Genomic DNA, 23,397 nt, shown 5'->3' on the forward strand with positions numbered 1-23,397 from the left:
TCGGATAAGAGAGAAATCAGAATAGTCAGGTCACCGGTCAAAACACATTCGCAATGAAAAGTATTAATCTGACACATCATTTTCTAATTGCAATGCCGGCAATGGCAGATTCTGTCTTTTCCAAAACACTGACGTATGTTTGTGAACATAACGAGCAAGGCGCGCTCGGTATCGTCATCAACCGCCCCACCGATCTGACACTGATCAACCTGTTCAAACAATTGGGTATTCCACCGGCAGATTCTCTGGCGGATGCGGCACCTGTGTTATTTGGCGGGCCGGTGCAACTCGATTGCGGATTCGTGCTGCATCAACCGGTCGGTAAGTGGCAATCCACGCTGGCCGTGAATGGGGAAGTGGGATTGACCACCTCATTGGATATTTTAAAGGCCATCGCCAATGCCGAAGGGCCGGATCAAGTCTTGATCGCGATGGGCTATGCGGGCTGGGCCGCGGGCCAAATCGAGCATGAATTAGCGCAGAATGCCTGGTTGACCGTGCCTGCATCCACGAATGTGATATTCGATATACCAACAGAAGAAAGGCTTCCGGCTGCGATGCAGCTGCTGGGGATTCAGGATGCCAATCTCTCCAATGAAGTCGGGCATGCCTAAACATTAGTACGTATGGCGGAAAGTCTTCTCGATAAATCACCGGAAAGTCATGTACCCGGACAGCTTCCAGCTGGAGCTGTGCTGGCCTTTGATTTCGGGAAAAAACGCATTGGTGTGGCGATGGGTAATACAGCTGTGGGAGTGGCGCACCCGCTGGCAACGGTGGACAGTGAAGTGACGGAGCGGCGTTTTGCGCTGATCGGACAACTGATCCAAACCTGGCAGCCGGTTTTGCTGGTCGTGGGTTTGCCACTGCATAGTGACGGCACGGTGCACGAATTAACGCAATTAAGCCAGCGTTTTGCGCGACGGCTGTCAGGCCGCTTTAATATCAAAGTGATCATGAAAGACGAGCGCTATACCAGCGAAACAGCCAGTGCAACGTTACGTGAAGCCGGTATCACGGGAAGAAAACAAAAAGCGGTATTGGATCAGGTCGCCGCACAACAAATCCTTCAATCATTCTTTGACGAGCAGTATGCAATTACCAGACGCTGAGAAAGCATTCGACAGTCTTGCTAAAAAAATCCAAGCCGATGCCAACAAGGATTTTACGCTGGTCGGTATTCACACCGGCGGGGTGTGGCTGGCCGAGCGCCTGCATCAAGCACTGGGGATCAAGCAACCGCTAGGAACGCTGGACGTTGCTTTTTATCGCGACGATTTCGATAAAATCGGCTTGCATCCGCAGGTTAAACCATCGGAAATACCGTTTGCAGTGGAAGGCGCGCATATTCTGCTGGTGGACGATGTATTGCAGACGGGACGCACCATCCGCGCCGCGATCAATGAATTGTTCGATTACGGCCGTCCCGCTTCGATCAGTTTTGCCGCGTTGGTCGACCGGGGCGGCAGGGAATTGCCGATAGCCGCGCAATATACCGGCATTATGCTGGAGTTACCGGCGGATAAAATGCTTGAGTTAAAGTGTGGAAAGAACGGCAAGTTAAGCTTTCATTTGTACGATAAGAGCCTTCCAGAATGATCAATAGGAACCCGCAGCTGGATGAAAATGGCGTGTTGCAGCATTTGCTGACAACCGAGGGATTACCCGCTTCTGTTTTATTGCACATCCTCGATACCGCCGAGTCATTTGTCGGTGTCACGGAACGTGATGTCAAGAAAATTCCCTTGTTGCGCGGGAAGTCGATATTCAATCTTTTTTTCGAACCCAGTACGCGTACGCGCACAACTTTTGAAATCGCCGCCAAACGTTTATCGGCGGACGTATTCAATCTCAATATTGCCGTTTCCGCACAATCCAAGGGCGAAACACTGCTGGATACGGTGAATAATCTTTCCGCGATGAATGCGGATATGTTTGTCGTGCGGCATGCGCAGAGCGGCGCGGCGCACTTGATTGCGAAACATGTGCAAGCGGATATTCATGTGATCAATGCCGGCGATGGCAGTCACGCGCATCCGACCCAGGCTTTATTGGATATGTTTACGATCCGGCGTTATAAGCGCGATTTTCGTAATTTGCGCGTGGCGATTATCGGTGACATTTTGCATTCCCGGGTGGCGCGTTCCCAGATTCATGCATTGACAACGCTCGGTGTGCCCGAAGTACGCGTGATCGCGCCTAAAACGTTGCTGCCCAAAATGGTGGAACGCTTGGGGGTGCACGTTTATCACGATATGGCCAAGGGACTCAAGGACATTGACGTATTGATGATGTTGCGTTTGCAGAATGAGCGCATGAAAGGCGCGAATCTGCCCAGCCCGGAGGAATATTTTAAATATTACGGATTGACTCCGGAGAAGCTGTCGCTCGCCCGGCGCGACGCCATCGTGATGCATCCGGGGCCGATGAATCGCGGTGTCGAGATTGATTCGGAAGTCGCGGATGGCAAACAGTCGGTGATTCTCCCGCAAGTGACATTCGGCATAGCGGTGCGGATGGCGGTGATGTCGATATTAGCGGGCAATCAGGTTTAGAGGCGGTTGCATGAAAATTCATATCAAAAATGGGCGCTTGATCGATCCAAAAAACGGTATCGATGCCGTGCAGGATATTTTTATTGCCAAAGGTAAAATTGTTGCAATCGGCGCGGCGCCGGATGAGTTTCAAGCCAGCCGGGTGATCGATGCGCAATCGCTGGTGGTGTGTCCGGGACTGGTCGATTTGTCGGTGCGTCTGCGTGAACCGGGGCTTGAATATATGGCCACGCTGGAATCGGAAATGGCCGCGGCGGTTGCCGGTGGTGTCACGAGCATCGCCTGTCCGCCAGACACCGATCCGCCCTTGGATGAACCGGGCTTGGTGGAAATGCTCAAGCATCGCGCCAAAAGCCTCCATCAGGCGCATGTCTATCCGATTGGCGCATTGACGCAAGGATTGAAGGGCGAACGCTTGACCGAGATGGCCGAGCTGAACGACGCCGGATGCGTGGTTTTTGGGCAATCGGATGGGTTATTACCGAACTTGCGGGTGCTCATGCAGGCCATGTTGTACGCATCGACATTCGGTTTCAGTGTGTGGCTGCGGCCGCAGGAAATCACGCTGACCGGCGATGGCGTGGCGCATGATGGTGAAGTCGCGACCCGGCTGGGTTTGCTGACAGTTCCCGTATGCGCTGAAACGATCGCCATCGGCAATATTATTTTATTGACCAAGGAAACTGGCGTCAGAGTGCACTTGTGCCGGATCTCCAGCGCCGAAGGCCTGGCGATGATTCGTACAGCCAGGCAGCAAGGTTTGCCGATCACCTGCGATGTGTCGATTAATCATCTGCACTTATCGGATATGGATATCGGGTTTTTTGATTCCAATTGTCATCTGATGCCGCCGTTGCGCAGCTCGAGTGATCGCGACGCGTTGCGTCACGGTTTGCTGGATGGCACGATCGGCGCGATTTGCTCTGATCATGCACCGGTAGACGAAGATGCCAAATTATTGCCGTTCGGTCAATCCGAGGTTGGCGCGACGGGGGTGGAGTTGTTGCTGCCGCTTACTTTGAAATGGGGAACGGAAATGCGCCTGCCATTGCTCAACGTGTTGTCCAAGATTACCTCGGATCCGGCCCGGATACTGGGGATTGACGCAGGGCATTTATCGCTCGGCAGTGCTGCGGATATCTGTATTTTTGATCCTGACCATTACTGGAAGGTGACCTCGTCAGCGATTCTAAGCCAAGGAAAGAACACGCCGTTTATGGGAATGGAAATACCGGGCGGTGTTAAATATACCCTGGTGAACGGTCATATTGTTTATGAGCACTGAGCTTGGCGGAATTTTGTTTATTCAACAGCGCAATTGTTACAGAATTCGTTTTTAACCGATCATTTGGAGCAACATGTCAAACCCATTACTTGATTTTTCCGGACTGCCGCGTTTTGCGGAAATCAATAACGAACATATCACACCGGCGATTGAAACGCTGTTAAAGGAAAATCGCGCGGTGATTGACAAAGTGCGGGCGGATGACAGCACGCCTTCCTGGCAGACTTTTGTGCAGCCGATGACGGATGCCAATGAACGGTTATCCCGCGCTTGGGGACAAGTATCACATCTGAACGCAGTGATGAATACGCCGGAGCTGCGTGAGACCTATAATGCCAATCTGCCTTTGATCACGCAGTTTTATGCCGAATTGTCGCAGGATGTGCGGTTGTTTGAGAAATTTAAACAGTTACGTGCGAGTGCGGAATTCGATCAACTGACCCCGGCGCGGAAGCGAATCATCGATAATGAATTGCGCGATTTCCGTTTGGGCGGCGCCGAGTTACCGGCTGAAAAGAAACAACGTTTCCTGCGAATCCAGGAAGAACTATCAAAGTTGACATCCACGTTCAGCGATAATTTGCTGGACGCCACCAATGCCTATTCATTATTGATTGAAGATGCGGAGAAGGTAGCGGGTATTCCGGACGATGTACTGCAACCGGCGCAGCAGTCAGCCACAGCGGATGGCAAAACAGGCTGGAAATTCACTCTGCATATGCCGTCGTATCTTCCCGTGCTGCAATATGCCGATAACCGCGAATTGCGCGAACAAATGTACCGCGCCTATGCGACGCGCGCCAGCGAGTTTGATAGCCAGGGCGATTCGAGCAAAGATAATATGCCGCTGATCAATAAAATACTGGAACTACGCCGCGAAGCGGCGCACATGCTGGGCTATGATAATTATGCCGAGGTTTCGCTGGCGACAAAAATGGCAACCTCTCCGCAGCAAGTTTTGGATTTTCTGAAAAAACTGGCTGCCAAGGCAAAACCGTACGCTGTGGCCGATCTACAGGCATTGCAACAGTTTGCCGCGGAAAAATTGAATCTGACTAAACTTGAAGCGTGGGATTTGGCGTATGTCAGCGAGAAATTGCGGCAAGAGCGCTACGCTTTTTCCGATCAGGAGGTTAAACAATACTTTCCTGAAGATAAAGTGTTGGCCGGTATGTTTAAAGTGGTGGAAAAACTGTACGGCATCCGCATCACGCTTGCCGCGCCTGCACGCAATATTCAGCGCTGGCATCCCGATGTGAAGTTTTTTGATATTCATGACGCCAACGGTGAGCTGATCGGTCAATTTTATTTGGATCTCTACGCCCGGCCTACCAAACGCGGCGGCGCCTGGATGGACGACGCGATTACACGCCGCCGGATCGATCATCAGCACACGCGGAAATCCACCATACAATTACCGGTTGCCTACCTGACGTGTAATTTTTCGGCACCGGTTACGATGGATGATCAACCGCGCCCGGCTTTATTTACGCATAATGAAGTGATCGTGTTGTTTCATGAGTTTGGTCATGGTTTGCATCATTTAATGACCAAAGTGGAAGACTTGGGTGTATCCGGAATTAACGGCGTTGAATGGGACGCGGTGGAGTTGCCAAGCCAGTTCATGGAAAATTTCTGCTGGGAATGGGATGTATTGACCGGAATGACGCAGCACATTGAAACAGGAGAATCATTACCCAAAGCGCTGTTCGATAAGATGATCAAGGCCAAGAATTTCCAAAGTGGCTTGCAGATGCTGCGGCAGATTGAGTTTGCGCTGTTCGATATGCATGTGCACTTCGACTTCAGACCGGACAGCGATCGGACGGTATTGCAGTTATTGGATGATATCCGCAATCAGGTCGCAGTGATTATTCCACCAGGCTTTAACCGTTTCCCCAACAGCTTTGCGCATATTTTTGCCGGAGGTTATGCTGCGGGCTACTACAGCTATAAGTGGGCGGAAGTGCTTTCGGCGGATGCCTATAGCATGTTTGAAGAAACCGCTTCCGATGGCGTGGTGAATGCCGCGACGGGTTCGCATTTTCTGGAAGAAATTCTGGCTGTGGGAGGAAGCCGCTCGGCGCTCGAATCGTTTATTGCGTTTCGCGGCCGCGAGCCGGAATTGGATGCATTATTGCGCCATAGTGGGATGGAAACGGCTTAACCGGAGAATTGCATCACTTTGTCCATTCTATTGTTGAGCCGATAATTTATAAAGTGCAGGCATAATCTGTCGTATATTGACCGCTGGGTGCCTGATGCATTGGAAGCTTCTTAATTATTCCGCTGAGTATCGATGGATGGCCGTCTGAACAAAAATAGCACTTTGTGCGGGGGTGTATTGAACCTATCGTATAAATGTGGCAAGATCGACCAAATTTTTATTAGAAGAAATAAGAACATGATTAATATTATCCGTACCGTAGCTGTCGCTGTACTGGTTTCTAGTTTATTTTTAACGGGTTGTGCCTCAACGAAGACAACGGCGAGTGCGAGTGCGAGTGCGAACAACCAGAACAATGCGAACGATCCGCTGGAATCGATGAATCGCGCTGTTTTTAATTTCAATGAAATGGTGTACGACAATGTTTTTGACCCTGTGGCCAGAGGCTATAAACGGGTTACACCTGATCCGATTGAAATGGTTGTCGGAAACTTTTTCTCCAATTTGAATGAAGTGGTGGTCATCACTAACTCAATGCTGCAATTAAATTACGAAAGCGCGCTTGCCAGCAGTGCACGTTTATTGGTCAATACCACTTTCGGGATATTCGGTATGATCGATATCGCCAGTGATATCAGTGCTGTGAGCGATATTAATCTCAACAAGCGCAACGAAGATTTCGGTCAGACATTGGGACGCTATGGTGTCAGCAGCGGACCTTACATCGTATTGCCTTTGCTGGGACCAAGTTCTGTTCGTGATACGTTCGGTATCGCTGTCGACAGCTTCTTTATGGATCCTGTGACACAAGGGGTGACGGGTGTCTTTATGACCAATGTTCCTTATCTTAATACAACAGCGCTACGTTTCCCTGTGGCTGCAGCGAGAACGGTTAATGCAAGGGCGCAATTCCTGGAACAAGATAAGACACTGGAAGAAGCTGCATTGGACAAGTATGAATTCGTACGCGATGCTTATTTGCAAAGACGTACAAGTCTGGTGAACAACAAGGCTGAAGAAAAATAAATAGCGCGGGAATCGTTTTGATCTTCGGATGCGTGCCGCATCCGGACGCGTACCGATAGAGTAGATACAAACAAGGCACATTGATTAGGAAGAACTCCGCTAATCAGTGTGCTTTGTTTTTTGTCAATCCAAGAAAAGAAGCCGATGCTGCTATGCCGCTACGATGGTGGCCATAGATCGAGTATCAATGAGGTGGATTTAGAGATGGTGGAGATCTGAGTTAATGAAAAATCCCGTAGTTATTATTGGAAGCGGATTAGCCGGTTATGCGGTGGCGCGTGAATTGCGTAAACTGAATACGGAACTTGATGTTGTCATGCTATCTGCCGATCATGGCGGTTTTTACTCCAAGCCCATGCTGTCAAATGCATTGTCATCCGGGAAAACCCCCGAGTCGATTGTCAACGGTGACGCCGTTCAAATGGCGGCACAATTGAAAATTTCCATTCGACCTCACTGCCGTGTCAGCGCGATTGATCAAGCCGCGCGTGCGGTGACATTGGCCGATGGTGAGAAAATTCCTTACAGCCAATTGGTTTTGGCGTTGGGTGCCGATCAAGTGCATTTGCCCCTTTCAGGCGATGGTGTGGCGGATATATTGACGATTAACGATCTCGACGATTATAAAAAATTTCGTGTTGCACTGACCGGAAAAAAACGTATCAGCATCATTGGCGCGGGTTTGATCGGTTGCGAGTTTGCCAACGACCTGGCGACCGCCGGTTACCAAGTCGATGTGATAGATATCAGCGCGCAGCCGCTGGGGCGTCTTTTGCCGCCAGCGGGCGGGGCATTTATACGGCAAAGGCTGGAAGCGGCGGGTGTGGTTTTTCATTTGAACGCATCCACGCAGTCTGTTGATCAAGCGCAAGAAAGGCAACGCCTGACATTCGCCGATGGAAACGTAATTGAATCAGATATCGTTCTGTCCGCGGTCGGGTTACGCGCGCGAACACAACTGGCCGCAGCGGCCGGTATTCCCGTTAATCGTGGAATTGTCGTTAACCGCTTGTTACAAACACAGTTTGACGATATCTACGCCTTGGGGGATTGCGCCGAAGTGGCAGGAAAAGTGTTGCCTTTTGTGATGCCGATCACGCATGCAGCCCGCGCCCTGGCGGCAACGCTTGCAAGCAACCCGACTGAAGTCCGCTATCCGGCGATGCCGGTTATCGTAAAAACACCTGCATGTCCTGCGGTTGTTTCGCCGCCTGATTTCACTATAAAAGGTGAATGGCATGTGGAGGCTGATCAGAATGGCGTAAAGGCGCTCTACCAGGATGAAACCGGCCGGTTGCTTGGTTATGCTCTGTTGGGTGCGGCGACACAAGAAAAAAATAGCCTTACTCCCCACTTACCTCCGGTATTGGAGTAAGAAACATTTCTTGCTTTTGGTGATCTACTCCCGGACGAGCCATTAAAAAAATTCACAATATTTGCAGCGATGAAATTTCTCTTTGATCTATTTCCGGTAATTTTATTTTTCCTGGCGTTCAAGCTGTACGATATCTTCATCGCCACTGCGGTTGCGATAGTGGCAGCGATTGCACAAATAGCCTGGCTTTGGTTTCGCAATCGCCACGTCGATAAAATGATGTGGATCAATTTGGCTGTTATTGTCATTTTTGGCGGTGCGACATTAATATCCCAGGATGAAACATTCATCAAATGGAAACCGACCGTGTTGTATTGGTTGATTGCAACCGTTTTATTGGGATCCAATGTAATTTTCAAAAAAAACCTGATACAGGCAATGCTCGAAAAACAGATGGTTTTGCCGCCTTTGGTCTGGAGCAGGCTCAATTTAAGCTGGGTGGGGTTTTTTCTAACGATGGGGTGTGTCAACCTGTATGTCGCGTTTAATTTTCCGGTGGATACCTGGGTTACATTCAAGTTGTTTGGTGCTACGGGAATGATGCTTGTTTTTGTAATCGCACAAGTGATGATGTTAGGAAAATATTTGCAAGATGCCCCGGCTGCATTGACTGAGGATGCTCCTGTCAATGAACCGGATGATTTCAAGAATGAAAGAGAAAATAAAGCGAATAAGGAACGATAATGTTATACGCCATTAATGGAGAAGATGTGCCGGACAGCTTAGGAAAACGGATGACAGTCCGTCCGGAGCATCTGAAAAGAATTCAAGTATTACAAGATGAAGGACGCTTGATTTTAGCCGGGCCTTATCCGGCTATCGACAGTCAAGATCCTGGCCCTGCGGGGTTTTCCGGCAGTTTGATTGTGGCCGAGTTTGAGTCCCTGGAAGCAGCGCAGGCATGGGCTAACGCCGATCCCTACGTTAGCGCGGGCGTCTATAAGAAAGTGACCGTAAAACCTTTTAAAAAAGTGCTGCCGGCATAAAGCAACGGCAGCATCATGTCTTCAACAGTATCAAGTTATTCAATAGAAATAATGGTCTGTAGAGATTCACGTCGATTCAGTTAAGGCGTATACTTTCTTGCGGCGATATATTCTGGCGAATATAAATTTTATCTCAATCACAAAAAAGGAAATTCAATGCGTTTGACGAAATTCTCACAGGCAATGATGATTAGTGTTTTAGGAGTGATTACACTATCAGCTCAAGCCCAATCAACAGGTACCGTGGCTAAGGTAAATGGCGTAGCGATTCCGCAGTCACGTCTGGAATTAATGGTGAAGGCCAGTGCGGCGCAGGGTCAGCCTGATGGTCCGGAAATGAGAAAGGCTTTGCGTGAAAATCTGATCGCTGAAGAGATTCTCGCGCAAGAAGCAGCGAAAAAGAAATTGGATAAAGATCCCGATGTCATCGCACAACTTGAAATAGCCCGCCAGGCAGTGCTGGTGAGAGCTTTTCAGGCGGATTACATCAGAAATAATGTGGTGAGTGAAGAGACTTTACGCAAAGAATACGAAGTTCTGAAAGTGCAAATGGGGGACAAAGAATACAAGGCACGCCATATTCTTGTCGCCAATGAAAATGAAGCCAAGGATATTATTGCAAAACTCAAAAAAGGCGGTAATTTTGCAAAAATAGCGGAAGAGAAATCGATTGACGACGGCAGTAAAGAAAATGGCGGCGAGCTTAATTGGAGCCCACCGGCCGCTTATGTCAGACCATTTTCCGAGGCGCTGGTGAAATTATCCAAGGGGGCATTGACGGAACAACCGGTGCAAACTTCTTTTGGCTGGCACGTGATTCAGTTGATGGATATCCGCCCAATGGAAGTACCGCCTTTTGAAGAAGTGAAACAAAATATTCAGCAACGTGTATTGCAGCGCGAATTTGGAACAGTGGTACAAGAATTGCGCAGCAAAGCAAAAGTAGAGTAACGCTTGTAATTGCGATGCGCCCCGGGTAGATCGGACAGCGATGCTGTATTTTTACAGCGAAGCAGTTTTTTCCACCCGGGGAGATAGCGCGCAAAGTAACTCATAGCTGGTCGTACCAGCGCTCTGAGCCACTTCATCAACACCCAATCCCTTTCCCCACAATGTAACCGGACTATTCAGTCCGGCATTTTCAATACCGGTTAAGTCTACCGCGAGCATGTCCATTGACACCCGGCCCAACAACCGGCTGCGTTGATTATTGACCAATACCGGGGTGTTCGTCGGCGCATGGCGTGGATATCCATCCGCATAACCGCATGCGACAATGCCGATGCGCATTGGCTCGGCCGTTTGAAAAAGGCCGTGATAACCGACTCTGTCACCAACTCCCAAATCCTGTGTGGCGATAATTCTGCTCGATAGTGTCATGACGGGCCGCAGGTCTAATTCCGCCGCAGTTTTATCTGTAAAAGGCGAAGCGCCGTATAGCATAATGCCAGGGCGCACCCAATCGGTATGCGTGACAGGATAACGAATAATCGCTGCTGAATTTGCGAGTGAGCTGGGATAACGGCGGTGCTCTTTCGTGATGGCTTCAAAGTACTGTAACTGTCCAATGACATTCTCTGCTTCGTCGGGCTCATCAGCGGAAGCAAAGTGTGTCATCAATGTAATGTTTTTGTAGTATTGCTTTTCGATCAGTGTGCCGATGGCTGGTGAAAATTGCTGTGGCGCCAGCCCCAGACGATTCATCCCGGTATTGATCTTGATAAACAAATCAATGTTGTAATGTTTGGAGGCTGACAACATGGCAATTTGCTCAGCATGATGAACGACCGCGCTCAAACGGTATTGCTCAAGGATTGCTAATTCTCCGGTTGAAAAAAAACCTTCCAGGAGCAGGATGGGATGCTGGTAACCGGCGTCGCGCAGGCATATTGCCGCATCCAGTTCCAGTAGCCCGAATCCATCGGCGTCTTTGAGGGCGCTGGCGCTATGGAGTAATCCATGGCCGTAAGCATTGGCTTTAAGGATGGCCATGATGCGCGATTGTGGAGCATGTTGGCGGACTACGGATAGATTATGAGTTAAAGCGGCAAGGTCGATAAAAGCTTGGGTAGGGCGTGGCATTAATTTAATGTTCAGAATAAGCAAGAGCGAGTATTATTCGCAAGTTTTTTATAATAATCTAATTTTGTGATGCCGATTTAACTTTTATGTCGCCATACCTTAACATGCGAAGTGGCATGATGTGCTAATCTTGTGCACGCGACTGGAAGCGCTTAAAGGGATCAACAGCTGGTGATTTTGTTACACAGGCGATGTATCGCATGCAAGAATGATTCAATATCCTGAATCCACTCAGAAAAAATAAATATACAAGGAAATAGCTTGGAACGCGGTTTTTATACGATTATGGCAGCGCAGTTTTTCTCTTCATTGGCAGATAACGCGTTGCTGGTTGTGGCGATTGCATTGTTGATTGATTTACATGCACCGGCCTATTTAACACCCATGCTGAAGTTTGTTTTCGTGTTGTTCTACGTTATTTTGGCTCCTTTCGTTGGCGCATTTGCGGATTCTATGCCGAAAGGGCGCGTCATGTTTATTAGCAACACCATTAAAATTACCGGTTGCGGATTACTCTTCACCGCGATGCATCAATATTTCGCATTGGCTGCGTATGCGGTTGTGGGGCTCGGTGCGGCCGCCTATTCGCCAGCCAAGTACGGCATCTTGACCGAATTGTTGCCTGCGGAGAAATTGGTGATTGCCAATGGTTGGATCGAAGGATTAACGGTGGCATCGATAGTACTGGGCACGGTATTGGGCGGCGTGCTCATTACTCCTTCCGTTGCCGACGTGCTGCTGCAGTTTGATTTTCCTGTTATTGACATGGGGATCGATAACGCATTGGAAAGCGGTATCCTGATCATTGCTGTCATTTATGCCATCGCGGCACTGTTCAATTTGTACATCCCGAATACCGGCGTTGATCATCGTATTCCCAAAAAGAACCCTTTCTTTCTGATTCACGAGTTTAGTCACTGTGTGAAATTATTATGGACCGATAAGCTGGGACAAATCTCGCTTGCGGTGACCACGCTGTTTTGGGGAGCAGGCGCGACCTTACAGTTTATTGTGTTGAAATGGGCGGAAGTGGCGATGAATTATCCGCTCAATCAAGCTGCGCAATTACAGGGTGTGGTTGCAGTGGGGATTGCCGTGGGTGCTGTGATGGCAGCCCGGTGGATTTCGCTGCGCCAGTCTGTCAAAGTAATTCCACTGGGCATTGCGATGGGTATTGTGGTGATGGCAATGATTCTGGTGAAAGACCTGTGGATCGCAATCACATTGCTGATGCTGATTGGCGGCCTGGCAGGATTCTTCGTCGTGCCGATGAATGCTTTACTGCAACATCGCGGACATATTTTGATGGGTGCCGGGCATTCCATCGCGGTGCAAAATTTCAATGAAAACCTGAGTATTCTGGCGATGCTGCTACTCTATGCGCTGCTGATATGGTTTGAAGTGCACATCTATATTGTGATTGCCGCTTTCGGCCTGTTTGTTTCTGTCATGATGGCATTGATCCGGAAATGGCATTTGTTGAATCAAAGTAAGGAAGATTCGCTTCATTTGATCGGGGCAAAGAAAACACACTGATTTCGCATGCAACTCTGTCGCATGAAGAACAAATGCTATCGCAGTGATTGCATCGTCGTTTGTGCGAAACACAAATCTTTCCAGGCTTTTGCTTTTTCAGGCAGAGAACGCAGCAGATAAGCCGGATGGTAGGTAACAATCAACGGTATGCCGGAATAATCGTGTACTTTCCCGCGCAAACTGGAAATGCTGTCGTCGCACTTCAAAAGATTCTGCGCGGCAACTTTGCCTAAGGCGACGATGAGCTTGGGTCTGATTAATGCAATCTGCCGGGTTAAGTAAGGCTCGCATTGCAGTGCTTCATTCGCGCTCGGATTTCTGTTATTGGGCGGGCGGCACTTGACGATATTGGCGATATAGACTTGTTCGCCGCGCTTTAAGTGAATCGCGGCGAGCATTTGGTCCAGCAGCTTGCCGGCTTGACCGACAAACGGCTCGCCGATTTCATCTTCGCGCGCGCCGGGACCTTCTCCAACGAACAACCAATCGGCATTCTCAGCGCCGACGCCAAATACGGTCTGGATGCGTGTCTGGCTTAAAGGGCACGCAACACAATGCGTTACCGCCGCCTTCAATTGATCCCAATCCATCTGCGCGATGGGCGGCTGCGCTGTGCTTTTCCCAAGCTCGGGCGGCAGTGGAAAATTTCTGCTTTCAGCAACCTGCGGCTCCGCGGTGTCTGATTTTAAGCGCCACACCGGCAGCAAATTCAATTCCTTCAGTATTTGCCTGCGCCGGGTATTCATAACATCAGCCGCATGACAAGCGCATCTTCGCGTCCACACATGGCGGGGTAATAGCCTTTGCGTGTGGCGATATGCTGAAAACCCATTTGTTTGTACAGCTGCGCGGCACCTTGATTGGATTCGCGCACGTCCAGGAAAATCGATTTTGCGTTTTGTTCTTTGGCATGCTGAATGAAGAATTGCAGCATTTTTTTGCCCAAGCCCTGTTTTTGCCAATTGGCGGCAATGCCAAGGGTGAGGATATGGGCTTCTTCAGGACTCATCATCATGATCCCGTAACCCATCAGCGTATCGGTTTGGTGCAGAACCCGGCACACATATCCGGTTTTGATGGAATCGGCAAAATTTCCCAGTGACCATGGAAACAAAAAGATCTCCCGTTCGATCAGGATAATACGATCCAGATCCGAGAGCTGCATCGGTCTGATTTCAATAGGTTGTTGCGCTGCCATGTTCATCGCTCGTTTTCCTTTAGCGCGACTTTGTTGCGGATGTATACGGGCATTGCATGAGCCGGATCAACGCATGCGCCATCGCGGAATTTAGGAAGCGCAAGTTGTGCCACTTCGTGCGCCCGCGGATGCAATCCATAATGGGTCTGTTGTATATGTTCGCAATACAACTGCGATAAATCCGGGTACACATCAAAACCGCTGCCGCATCCATGCCACCCATTACCGGAAACTGCGGGCGCTTGTTGCGGCAGGCAGAGTGCGGGCGGGCTGATAACTGCCCAGTCAGCATGTGCCGATTTCCGATAGGCGGCATGATAAAGCTCACCCATACGGGCATCAAGCGCCACGATCACTTTCTCTGCGTCAGTTTGTTGCGAGACGGCTTCCAGTGTGCTGATTGCCGCAACCGGCAGGCCGGTGGCGTAAGCCAAACCTTGTGCGACGCCGCAGGCAATGCGTAGACCGGTAAAAGATCCTGGGCCTGCGCCGAAAGCGATGCCGTCCAATTGTTGCAATGTTAATTCTGCTTCGGCCAGGAATTTTTGCACCATCGGGAGAATAATTTCAGAATGAGTCCGCCCGGCAAGGATTTCCTGACCGGATATAGTGCCATCCAGATTGAGTGCGACGGAGCAGAATTCAGTAGAGGTTTCGAGAGCGAGAATTTTCAAGTTAATTGCGAGCCGAGGTATGTGGGAGTTTTACTGTCAATACGATTGAAAAATAAGTTTAAGCTATGGAGTGTTTGCCACCGGCTGCTTATTTTAACCGCCAATGATCGAGTGGAACATAGTCAACGCCTGTTTGTGTTAGTTTCGACTGCAACAGAGTCCATTGACTGACAGGCCAATGAATAGGATCGATCAGATCAATATTGACCGCACGCACGGCTTTCCGGAAGAGCGTAATGTGCGGTTTGTAAACCCGGCGGTCAAATACGAATCTGTCTTCTGACAGAGTTGATTGTAATGCAGTGACCAGATCGAACAGTTCAGCCGGGAATTGCTTCGCGTGAAGGTAAATGATTTGATTGTGTTTCCAGTAGCTGATCTTATCCAGACAAAGCGCAAATTTCTTCGCCGCTATTTTTCTCATGATGTGCCGGAGCGTTTCGATGCGCTGAGCGCTGACATTACCCAGAAATACCAGCGTGAGGTGAAAATGCGGCATTACGATTTGGCGCCCGCCGCAAATGGGCGCCAGTAATTTAGCCTGATGCGCCAGCTGTTTTTGTACAAATTTACTGGGAGAAATAGCAAAGAATACACGAAGGGATTTTATTTCCGGATCTGTATCTTGTTTAGTCAATCTTGCTTTCCACGCGGTCGATCAAGCATACGACTTCGGCTGCGATGCCTTCTTTGCGGCCGATTGCACCCAGATGCTCGGCTGTTTTGGCCTTGATATTGATATTGCGCGCCGATGTTTGCAGATCTTGCGCAATATTGGCGATCATTGCCGGGATATGCGGCGCCATTTTTGGAGCTTGGGCAATGATGGTGGCATCAAGATTGACGATTTGGTAATGATTATTTTCCAGCAAGCTATATACATTGCGCAGCAGCACGCGGCTATCGATATTTTTGTAGCGCGGATCGGAATCGGAAAAGTGTTGTCCGATGTCTCCCAATGCCGCCGCACCCAACAGCGCATCACAGATGGCGTGCAATAACACATCCGCGTCCGAGTGGCCAAGCAGCCCTTTTTCATGCGGGATCGTAACACCGCCTATGATCAGCTGACGGCCTTCAACCAGTTGATGAACGTCAAAACCTTGTCCTATTCTTATTGTGCTCACGGATGATTCCTCTTTTGTATGATCAATTCGGCCAAAGCCAAGTCCTGCGGGTAGGTTACTTTAAAATTGTACGCATCGCTAGGCACCAGTTTAGGATGGAGCCCCAGTGCCTCAATGGCGCTGGCATCGTCCGTCACATTCATGTTTGCTGCATTTTGCAATGCCCGGGTGAGCAGCTCGCAGCGGAACATTTGCGGTGTTTGCGCCTGCCACAAGTTATCGCGTGATTCAGTTTGTCGCACGTGGTTGTCTGCGTCACCGCGCTTCAAAGTATCGGCAACAGGTACGGCTAACAATCCACCTACGTTGTCACTGGCTAATTCACCGATCAATTTATTCAGCTGATCCGATGTCAGGCAGGGTCTGGCAGCATCGTGCACCAATACCCAGTCTTGTGGATTGATCAGGTTCTTTTGTTGTGCGGCGATCAGGCCATTGAGTACGCTGTCCGCCCGAGTCGCGCCGCCGAACTGTAATACTGTTAATTTTTGAGAGAATTCGGACCAATCGTATTGAGACCAATGAATGTCGCCGGGTGACAATACGATAAATACTCCCGCAATCGATCGATTGTTGCATAATGTTTTGATTGCATGATAAATCATGGGCCTGCCGCACAACGGCAAGTATTGTTTGGGGAGTTCGTTTCCCATACGTGAGCCTGAGCCTGCTGCGGGAATTAAGGCAAAAAATTGGGACATTATTTAAGCGGTGATGAGATCTGGTTTAAAAAATAGGCTGGCGGATAAAAATGTGCGGTCAGCTAAGTATATATAAGCCGATCATTATAATTTTTTATTTGCCGCTTGTTTGAAATTGTAGCCAATGGTTTGTGCGTGTATTGGGGATATAAATGCAATGACTGGGTTGACGGAAGGCGCACGGAACTAAAATCCAGTAAACGGTATAATCAGCAAATTCAAACTCAAGGTGGAATATATGGAAGCAGAACAAATCAATGCAGTTTCTAATCTTCTCCAGGATCTGGGTAATCGTGCCGGTGAATTACGGAGGTTTCTTTGACTTCGATGCTAAACAGACCCGATTAAACGAGTTAACACGACTGCTTGAGGATCCGGCAATCTGGAATGACAGTAAGCGCACCCAAGAAATTGGGCAAGAGAAAAAGTCGCTGGAAGATACTGTGGTGACATTGGTATCGATGGAGCAGCAGTTGCAGGATGCGGAAGAGTTATTTCAAATTGCGAAGGAAGAAAACGATGAGGCGGCGCTTGAGAGTATTGCCGTTGATGTCAATAAGGTAGAGCAGGTCATTGCGAATCTGGAATTTCGCCGTATGTTTTCCGATCCGATGGATCCGAAGAATTGTTTTGTGGATATTCAGTCGGGCTCGGGGGGAACGGAAGCGCAAGATTGGGCTGCCATGCTTGAACGCATGTATCTGCGGTATTGTGAAAGGCAAGGGTGGGCGGTTGAAGTTCTGGAAGAGTCGCCGGGGGATATTGCCGGCATCAAGAGTGCTACCTTGAAAGTGACGGGTGAATATGTGTATGGGTATTTGCGCACTGAAACGGGCGTACACCGATTGGTGAGGAAATCGCCGTTTGATTCCGGTAACCGCCGTCATACATCATTTGCAAGTGTATTTGTATATCCGGAAGTCGACGATACGATAGAAATTGAAATTAATCCGGCCGATCTGCGCATAGATACATTCCGCGCATCGGGTGCGGGAGGTCAGCATATCAATAAAACCGATTCCGCTATTCGTATTACTCACAACCCGACGGGGATCGTTGTGCAATGTCAAAGTGGACGTTCGCAACACCGCAATAAGGCGGATGCGATGGTTATGCTGAAATCGCGCTTGTATGAAGCGGAGTTGCGTAAGCGTAACGAAGAAAAGCAAGCCATAGAAGAAACGAAAACGGATATAGGCTGGGGTCATCAAATCCGGTCTTATGTATTAGATCAGTCGCGCATAAAAGATTTACGGACAAATGTTGAAATCGGTAATACGCAAAGTGTTTTAGATGGAGATTTGAACAGCTTTATTGAAGCAAGCCTGAAACAAGGTGTGAAGTATTAATTTTAGTAAAAAAATTGAGTAGCGTGAGTGACTGTAATTAAAAGCATTTTGTCGGTAGAAGGGTTCTTTGAGGCTATTTTGTGAAAATTATCTGCAGAAATTGCTTGACCGGTCTTTTAGACTCTGTATAATTCCGCTTCTCGCTACTGCGCAACATTAAAAACAAGTAGCGACGCTCTTTAAAAAATTACAATCGATAGGTGTGAGTACTTAAATTGAGAGTAGATTCGATTCGAAAGAATCAAGAATCAAAAAAATTAAGTGCTCGCAAGAAATAAGTAGATATTGGTTTTTATTAATCAACATCATAATACGTCAAGCGAGAGTTTTACCAGAATTAAACTTAAGAGTTTGATCCTGGCTCAGATTGAACGCTGGCGGCATGCTTTACACATGCAAGTCGAACGGCAGCACGGGTGCTTGCATCTGGTGGCGAGTGGCGGACGGGTGAGTAATACATCGGAACGTGTCCTGAAGTGGGGGATAACGCATCGAAAGATGTGCTAATACCGCATATTCTCTGAGGAGAAAAGTAGGGGATCGAAAGACCTTATGCTTTTGGAGCGGCCGATGTCTGATTAGCTAGTTGGTAGGGTAATGGCTTACCAAGGCAACGATCAGTAGTTGGTCTGAGAGGACGGCCAGCCACACTGGGACTGAGACACGGCCCAGACTCCTACGGGAGGCAGCAGTGGGGAATTTTGGACAATGGGCGCAAGCCTGATCCAGCAATGCCGCGTGAGTGAAGAAGGCCTTCGGGTTGTAAAGCTCTTTCAGTTGAAAAGAAAAAATTGTGACTAATAATCATAATTCATGACGGTATCAACAGAAGAAGCACCGGCTAACTACGTGCCAGCAGCCGCGGTAATACGTAGGGTGCAAGCGTTAATCGGAATTACTGGGCGTAAAGGGTGCGCAGGCGGTTCTGTAAGTCAGATGTGAAATCCCCGGGCTTAACCTGGGAACTGCGTTTGAAACTGCAGAGCTAGAGTGCAGCAGAGGGAGGTGGAATTCCATGTGTAGCAGTGAAATGCGTAGAGATATGGAAGAACATCGATGGCGAAGGCAACCTCCTGGGCTAGCACTGACGCTCATGCACGAAAGCGTGGGGAGCAAACAGGATTAGATACCCTGGTAGTCCACGCCCTAAACTATGTCAACTAGTTGTCGGGTCTTATTAGACTTGGTAACGTAGCTAACGCGTGAAGTTGACCGCCTGGGGAGTACGGTCGCAAGATTAAAACTCAAAGGAATTGACGGGGACCCGCACAAGCGGTGGATTATGTGGATTAATTCGATGCAACGCGAAAAACCTTACCTACCCTTGACATGTCAGAAAATTTTCAGAGATGGATTTGTGCCCGAAAGGGAATCTGAACACAGGTGCTGCATGGCTGTCGTCAGCTCGTGTCGTGAGATGTTGGGTTAAGTCCCGCAACGAGCGCAACCCTTGTCATTAATTGCCATCATTTAGTTGGGCACTTTAATGAGACTGCCGGTGATAAACCGGAGGAAGGTGGGGATGACGTCAAGTCCTCATGGCCCTTATGGGTAGGGCTTCACACGTAATACAATGGCGCGTACAGAGGGTTGCCAACCCGCGAGGGGGAGCTAATCTCAGAAAGCGCGTCGTAGTCCGGATCGGAGTCTGCAACTCGACTCCGTGAAGTTGGAATCGCTAGTAATCGCGGATCAGCATGTCGCGGTGAATACGTTCCCGGGTCTTGTACACACCGCCCGTCACACCATGGGAGTGGGTTTCACCAGAAGCAGGTAGTCTAACCGTAAGGAGGGCGCTTGCCACGGTGAGGTTCATGACTGGGGTGAAGTCGTAACAAGGTAGCCGTAGGGGAACCTGCGGCTGGATCACCTCCTTTCAAGAGTATCTCATTTAAGTACTCACAACCTATCGATTGTTTATAGGCAAGACTAAAAATCAAAAGCTTGTGCTAATGTTCGAGTGGAATTTGGGCTCATCAAGGGTCTGTAGCTCAGTTGGTTAGAGCACACGCTTGATAAGCGTGGGGTCGGTGGTTCAAATCCACCCAGACCCACCAACATAAGGGGGTGTAGCTCAGCTGGGAGAGCACCTGCTTTGCAAGCAGGGGGTCATCGGTTCGATCCCGTTCACCTCCACCAATTTATAGTTCTTAAGTGTTAGTGAGAACTATTTTTTATCATCATGAGCTTGTGTGATAAGTTTCTTGCCTATTGAAATTAATTTTGTTCTTTAAAAATTTGGAAAAAGTAAAATATTTATTTGTATAAAATAATCGCAAAGATTTTGATTATTTTTAAAATAAATTATGGGTTAGATTGTATCTTAAAGATAGTGCAGTAAGTAATAGAAACTATAGCTAAGTTATTAAAGTTATAGGATCAAGTGAATAAGTGCATGTGGTGGATGCCTTGGCGATTACAGGCGATGAAGGACGTGGAAGCCTGCGAAAAGCTTCGGGGAGCTGGCAAACAAGCTATGATCCGGAGATATCCGAATGGGGAAACCTGACTCTTGCTTAATTAGTTTTGTTATGTGTATTTGAGTAAAATTAATTGAGCAAGAGTCAACCTTAGCTGAATATATAGGCTAAGTGTGGCGAACCTGGTGAACTGAAACATCTAAGTAACCAGAGGAAAAGAAATCAACCGAGATTCCCAAAGTAGTGGCGAGCGAACTGGGATCAGCCTTCAATATTTAATATTTGAATTAGTCGAATTTTCTGGAAAGTTAAACCGTAGTGGGTGATAGTCCCGTAGGCGAAAATTCAAATATAGAACTAAGATTGAGATAAGTAGAGCGGGACACGTGAAATCCTGTTTGAAGATAGGGGGACCATCCTCTAAGGCTAAATACTCGTAATCGACCGATAGTGAACCAGTACCGTGAGGGAAAGGCGAAAAGAACCCCGGAAGGGGAGTGAAATAGATCCTGAAACCGCATGCATACAAACAGTGGGAGCCCGTAAGGGTGACTGCGTACCTTTTGTATAATGGGTCAGCGACTTACATTCAGTAGCAAGCTTAACCGAATAGGGGAGGCGCAGCGAAAGCGAGTCTTAATAGGGCGTATAGTTGCTGGGTGTAGACCCGAAACCAGATGATCTACTCATGGCCAGGATGAAGCGAGGGTAACACCTCGTGGAGGTCCGAACCCACTAATGTTGAAAAATTAGGGGATGAGCTGTGGGTAGGGGTGAAAGGCTAAACAAATCTGGAAATAGCTGGTTCTCTCCGAAAACTATTTAGGTAGTGCCTCATGTATCACCTTTGGGGGTAGAGCACTGTTATGGCTAGGGGGTCATTGAGACTTACCAAACCATTGCAAACTCCGAATACCAAAGAGTGCGAGCATGGGAGACAGACATCGGGTGCTAACGTCCGGTGTCAAAAGGGAAACAACCCAGACCCTCAGCTAAGGTCCCCAAGACACAATTAAGTGGGAAACGAAGTGGGAAGGCATAGACAGTCAGGAGGTTGGCTTAGAAGCAGCCATCCTTTAAAGAAAGCGTAATAGCTCACTGATCGAGTCGTCCTGCGCGGAAGATGTAACGGGGCTCAAATTGTGCACCGAAGCTAGGGATTTACATTTTATGTAAATGGTAGGAGAGCGTTCCGTAAGCCTGTGAAGGTGGTTTGTAAAGACTGCTGGAGGTATCGGAAGTGCGAATGCTGACATGAGTAGCGATAAAGGGAGTGAAAGACTCCCTCGCCGAAAACCCAAGGTTTCCTGTGCAACGTTAATCGGCGCAGGGTGAGTCGGCCCCTAAGGTGAGGCAGAAATGCGTAGCTGATGGGAAACTGGTTAATATTCCAGTACCTTTGTTCAATGCGATGTGGGGACGAAGAAGGTTAACTCGGCCGGGTGTTGGATGTCCCGGTTCAAGCGTGTAGACGTGCCGTTTAGGTAAATCCGGATGGCTTAGTTGAGGCGTGATAACGCAACACTCTTCGGAGTGCCAAGTGAGTGATACCATGCTTCCAGGAAAAGCCACTAAGCTTCAGTTGAATAGAGACCGTACCGTAAACCAACACAGGTGGGTAGGATGAGAATTCTAAGGCGCTTGAGAGAACTCAGGAGAAGGAACTCGGCAAAATAGCACCGTAACTTCGGGAAAAGGTGTGCCCTTTGTATGTGTAGCGCCTTGCGCGTGAAGCAGAATAGGGTTGCAATGAATTGGTGGCTGCGACTGTTTAATAAAAACATAGCACTCTGCAAACACGTAAGTGGACGTATAGAGTGTGACGCCTGCCCGGTGCCGGAAGGTTAAATGATGGGGTGCAAGCTCTTGATTGAAGCCCCGGTAAACGGCGGCCGTAACTATAACGGTCCTAAGGTAGCGAAATTCCTTGTCGGGTAAGTTCCGACCTGCACGAATGGCGTAACGATGGCCACACTGTCTCCTCCTGGGACTCAGCGAAGTTGAAATGTTTGTGAAGATGCAATCTCCCCGCGGCTAGACGGAAAGACCCCGTGCACCTTTACTGTAGCTTTACATTGGACTTTGATAACACTTGTGTAGGATAGGTGGGAGGCTTTGAAGTGAATTCGCTAGATTTCATGGAGCCATCGTTGAAATACCACCCTGGTGTTGTTGAGGTTCTAACCTAAATCCATTATCTGGATTGGGGACCGTGTATGGTAGGCAGTTTGACTGGGGCGGTCTCCTCCCAAATTGTAACGGAGGAGTACGAAGGTACGCTAGGTACGGTCGGAAATCGTGCTGATAGTGCAATGGCAAAAGCGTGCTTAACTGCGAGACTGACAAGTCGAGCAGGTGCGAAAGCAGGTCATAGTGATCCGGTGGTTCTGTATGGAAGGGCCATCGCTCAACGGATAAAAGGTACGCCGGGGATAACAGGCTGATTCCTCCCAAGAGTTCATATCGACGGGGGAGTTTGGCACCTCGATGTCGGCTCATCACATCCTGGGGCTGTAGCCGGTCCCAAGGGTATGGCTGTTCGCCATTTAAAGTGGTACGTGAGCTGGGTTTAAAACGTCGTGAGACAGTTTGGTCCCTATCTGCCGTGGGCGTTGGAAGTTTGAGAGGACCTGCTCCTAGTACGAGAGGACCGGAGTGGACGCACCTCTGGTGTACCGGTTATGACGCCAGTCGTATCGCCGGGTAGCTATGTGCGGACGAGATAACCGCTGAAAGCATCTAAGCGGGAAACTCTCCTCAAGATAAGACTTCCCGAGGGTATAACCCTCCTAAAGGTTCGTCGAAGACTACGACGTTGATAGGTCGGGTGTGGAAGCATAGTAATATGTTAAGCTAACCGATACTAATTGACCGTGAGGCTTGATCCTATAACTTTGATAATTTAGACTATTGATA

General features: G+C 48.8%; 20 protein-coding genes, 2 tRNA genes and 2 rRNA genes. 17 read left to right on the forward strand and 7 right to left on the reverse strand.

What is annotated here, in order from left to right; translation table 11 throughout:
- Positions 1 to 53: 53 nt before the first annotated feature.
- The 11 genes from ABD07_RS10225 (at position 54) to ABD07_RS10275 (ending at position 10,345) form a co-directional block, all read left to right on the forward strand.
- Entirely contained in the window at positions 54 to 614 is a 561-nt protein-coding gene (locus tag ABD07_RS10225) for a YqgE/AlgH family protein (RefSeq protein WP_160818179.1), read from the forward strand.
- 12 nt (positions 615 to 626) lie between these two features.
- Positions 627 to 1,112: a Holliday junction resolvase RuvX gene (ruvX, locus tag ABD07_RS10230; RefSeq protein ID WP_160818180.1), complete on the forward strand. Its 486-nt coding sequence runs from the start codon at positions 627 to 629 to the stop codon at positions 1,110 to 1,112.
- A complete protein-coding gene (gene pyrR / locus ABD07_RS10235) occupies positions 1,093 to 1,599 on the forward strand; it encodes a bifunctional pyr operon transcriptional regulator/uracil phosphoribosyltransferase PyrR (protein WP_160818181.1) in 507 nt (168 codons plus the stop codon). Before ruvX ends, pyrR begins: the two co-directional genes overlap by 20 nt.
- Entirely contained in the window at positions 1,596 to 2,555 is a 960-nt protein-coding gene (locus ABD07_RS10240; RefSeq protein WP_160818182.1) for an aspartate carbamoyltransferase catalytic subunit, read from the forward strand. Before pyrR ends, ABD07_RS10240 begins: the two co-directional genes overlap by 4 nt.
- 10 nt (positions 2,556 to 2,565) lie before the next feature.
- Positions 2,566 to 3,840, forward strand: a complete 1,275-nt coding sequence (locus tag ABD07_RS10245; RefSeq protein WP_160818183.1) for a dihydroorotase — start codon at positions 2,566 to 2,568, stop codon at positions 3,838 to 3,840.
- A gap of 73 nt (positions 3,841 to 3,913) precedes the next feature.
- Positions 3,914 to 6,007 (forward strand): M3 family metallopeptidase, encoded by a 2,094-nt coding sequence (locus tag ABD07_RS10250; RefSeq protein WP_160818184.1) that lies wholly within the window; start codon positions 3,914 to 3,916, stop codon positions 6,005 to 6,007.
- A 132-nt stretch (positions 6,008 to 6,139) separates the two neighbouring features.
- Positions 6,140 to 7,033, forward strand: a complete 894-nt coding sequence (locus tag ABD07_RS10255; RefSeq protein ID WP_240142511.1) for an MlaA family lipoprotein — start codon at positions 6,140 to 6,142, stop codon at positions 7,031 to 7,033.
- Between the two features lie 223 nt (positions 7,034 to 7,256).
- A complete protein-coding gene (locus tag ABD07_RS10260; protein ID WP_160818185.1) occupies positions 7,257 to 8,408 on the forward strand; it encodes an NAD(P)/FAD-dependent oxidoreductase in 1,152 nt (383 codons plus the stop codon).
- Positions 8,409 to 8,477: 69 nt separating this feature from the next.
- The gene (locus ABD07_RS10265; RefSeq protein WP_160818186.1) at positions 8,478 to 9,092 is read left to right on the forward strand and encodes a septation protein A; all 615 of its coding nucleotides are present in this window, start codon (positions 8,478 to 8,480) and stop codon (positions 9,090 to 9,092) included.
- On the forward strand, positions 9,092 to 9,394 hold the full coding sequence (locus tag ABD07_RS10270) for a YciI family protein (protein WP_160818187.1): 303 nt from the start codon (positions 9,092 to 9,094) through the stop codon (positions 9,392 to 9,394). Before ABD07_RS10265 ends, ABD07_RS10270 begins: the two co-directional genes overlap by 1 nt.
- A gap of 156 nt (positions 9,395 to 9,550) precedes the next feature.
- Positions 9,551 to 10,345, forward strand: coding sequence for a peptidylprolyl isomerase (locus ABD07_RS10275; RefSeq protein ID WP_108697458.1), 795 nt, complete (start codon positions 9,551 to 9,553; stop codon positions 10,343 to 10,345).
- A gap of 51 nt (positions 10,346 to 10,396) precedes the next feature.
- Here the strand turns inward: ABD07_RS10275 and alr are convergent, their stop codons facing one another.
- Complete coding sequence (gene alr / locus ABD07_RS10280) at positions 10,397 to 11,476, reverse strand: alanine racemase (RefSeq protein WP_160818188.1); 1,080 nt, start codon at positions 11,474 to 11,476, stop codon at positions 10,397 to 10,399.
- A 261-nt stretch (positions 11,477 to 11,737) separates the two neighbouring features.
- Between alr and lplT the strand changes: the two genes are divergently transcribed.
- Positions 11,738 to 13,012 (forward strand): lysophospholipid transporter LplT, encoded by a 1,275-nt coding sequence (gene lplT, locus ABD07_RS10285; RefSeq protein WP_160818189.1) that lies wholly within the window; start codon positions 11,738 to 11,740, stop codon positions 13,010 to 13,012.
- A gap of 35 nt (positions 13,013 to 13,047) precedes the next feature.
- On the opposite strand, the gene ABD07_RS10290 is transcribed toward lplT, so the two are convergent.
- The 6 genes from ABD07_RS10290 to ispD all read right to left on the reverse strand — a co-directional run bounded on the left by ABD07_RS10290 (position 13,048) and on the right by ispD (position 16,712).
- Complete coding sequence (locus ABD07_RS10290) at positions 13,048 to 13,758, reverse strand: uracil-DNA glycosylase (RefSeq protein ID WP_160818190.1); 711 nt, start codon at positions 13,756 to 13,758, stop codon at positions 13,048 to 13,050.
- Positions 13,755 to 14,210, reverse strand: coding sequence for a ribosomal protein S18-alanine N-acetyltransferase (gene rimI, locus ABD07_RS10295; protein WP_338040585.1), 456 nt, complete (start codon positions 14,208 to 14,210; stop codon positions 13,755 to 13,757). Before rimI ends, ABD07_RS10290 begins: the two co-directional genes overlap by 4 nt.
- 2 nt (positions 14,211 to 14,212) lie before the next feature.
- Positions 14,213 to 14,884, reverse strand: coding sequence for a tRNA (adenosine(37)-N6)-threonylcarbamoyltransferase complex dimerization subunit type 1 TsaB (tsaB, locus tag ABD07_RS10300; RefSeq protein WP_108697463.1), 672 nt, complete (start codon positions 14,882 to 14,884; stop codon positions 14,213 to 14,215).
- An 88-nt stretch (positions 14,885 to 14,972) separates the two neighbouring features.
- Entirely contained in the window at positions 14,973 to 15,521 is a 549-nt protein-coding gene (gene thpR, locus ABD07_RS10305) for an RNA 2',3'-cyclic phosphodiesterase (RefSeq protein WP_160818191.1), read from the reverse strand.
- Positions 15,514 to 16,011, reverse strand: coding sequence for a 2-C-methyl-D-erythritol 2,4-cyclodiphosphate synthase (ispF, locus tag ABD07_RS10310; RefSeq protein ID WP_108697465.1), 498 nt, complete (start codon positions 16,009 to 16,011; stop codon positions 15,514 to 15,516). The genes thpR and ispF overlap by 8 nt, the downstream gene beginning before the upstream one ends.
- Positions 16,008 to 16,712: a 2-C-methyl-D-erythritol 4-phosphate cytidylyltransferase gene (ispD, locus tag ABD07_RS10315; protein WP_108697466.1), complete on the reverse strand. Its 705-nt coding sequence runs from the start codon at positions 16,710 to 16,712 to the stop codon at positions 16,008 to 16,010. The genes ispF and ispD overlap by 4 nt, the downstream gene beginning before the upstream one ends.
- Before the next feature lie 238 nt (positions 16,713 to 16,950).
- On the opposite strand from ispD, the gene prfB reads away from it, so the two are divergent.
- The 5 genes from prfB (at position 16,951) to ABD07_RS10340 (ending at position 23,369) form a co-directional block, all read left to right on the forward strand.
- Positions 16,951 to 18,061, forward strand: a protein-coding gene (gene prfB, locus ABD07_RS10320) for a peptide chain release factor 2 (RefSeq protein WP_160818192.1) whose coding sequence is annotated in 2 segments (ribosomal slippage) — positions 16,951 to 17,031 and positions 17,033 to 18,061 — 1,110 coding nt in all. Because the reading frame shifts where the segments join, the coding sequence is not laid out codon by codon here.
- Between the two features lie 339 nt (positions 18,062 to 18,400).
- Positions 18,401 to 19,938 (forward strand): 16S ribosomal RNA (locus tag ABD07_RS10325).
- A gap of 103 nt (positions 19,939 to 20,041) precedes the next feature.
- Positions 20,042 to 20,118: transfer RNA gene (locus tag ABD07_RS10330), tRNA-Ile, on the forward strand.
- A 6-nt stretch (positions 20,119 to 20,124) separates the two neighbouring features.
- A tRNA-Ala gene (locus ABD07_RS10335) sits at positions 20,125 to 20,200 on the forward strand.
- A 238-nt stretch (positions 20,201 to 20,438) separates the two neighbouring features.
- Positions 20,439 to 23,369, forward strand: a 23S ribosomal RNA gene (locus tag ABD07_RS10340).
- The 16S and 23S rRNA genes sit together here with 2 tRNA genes alongside, the layout of an rRNA operon.
- Positions 23,370 to 23,397 lie beyond the last annotated feature (28 nt).

Source organism: Nitrosomonas oligotropha, assembly GCF_009833085.1.
GTDB classification, from domain to species: Bacteria; Pseudomonadota; Gammaproteobacteria; order Burkholderiales; family Nitrosomonadaceae; genus Nitrosomonas; species Nitrosomonas oligotropha.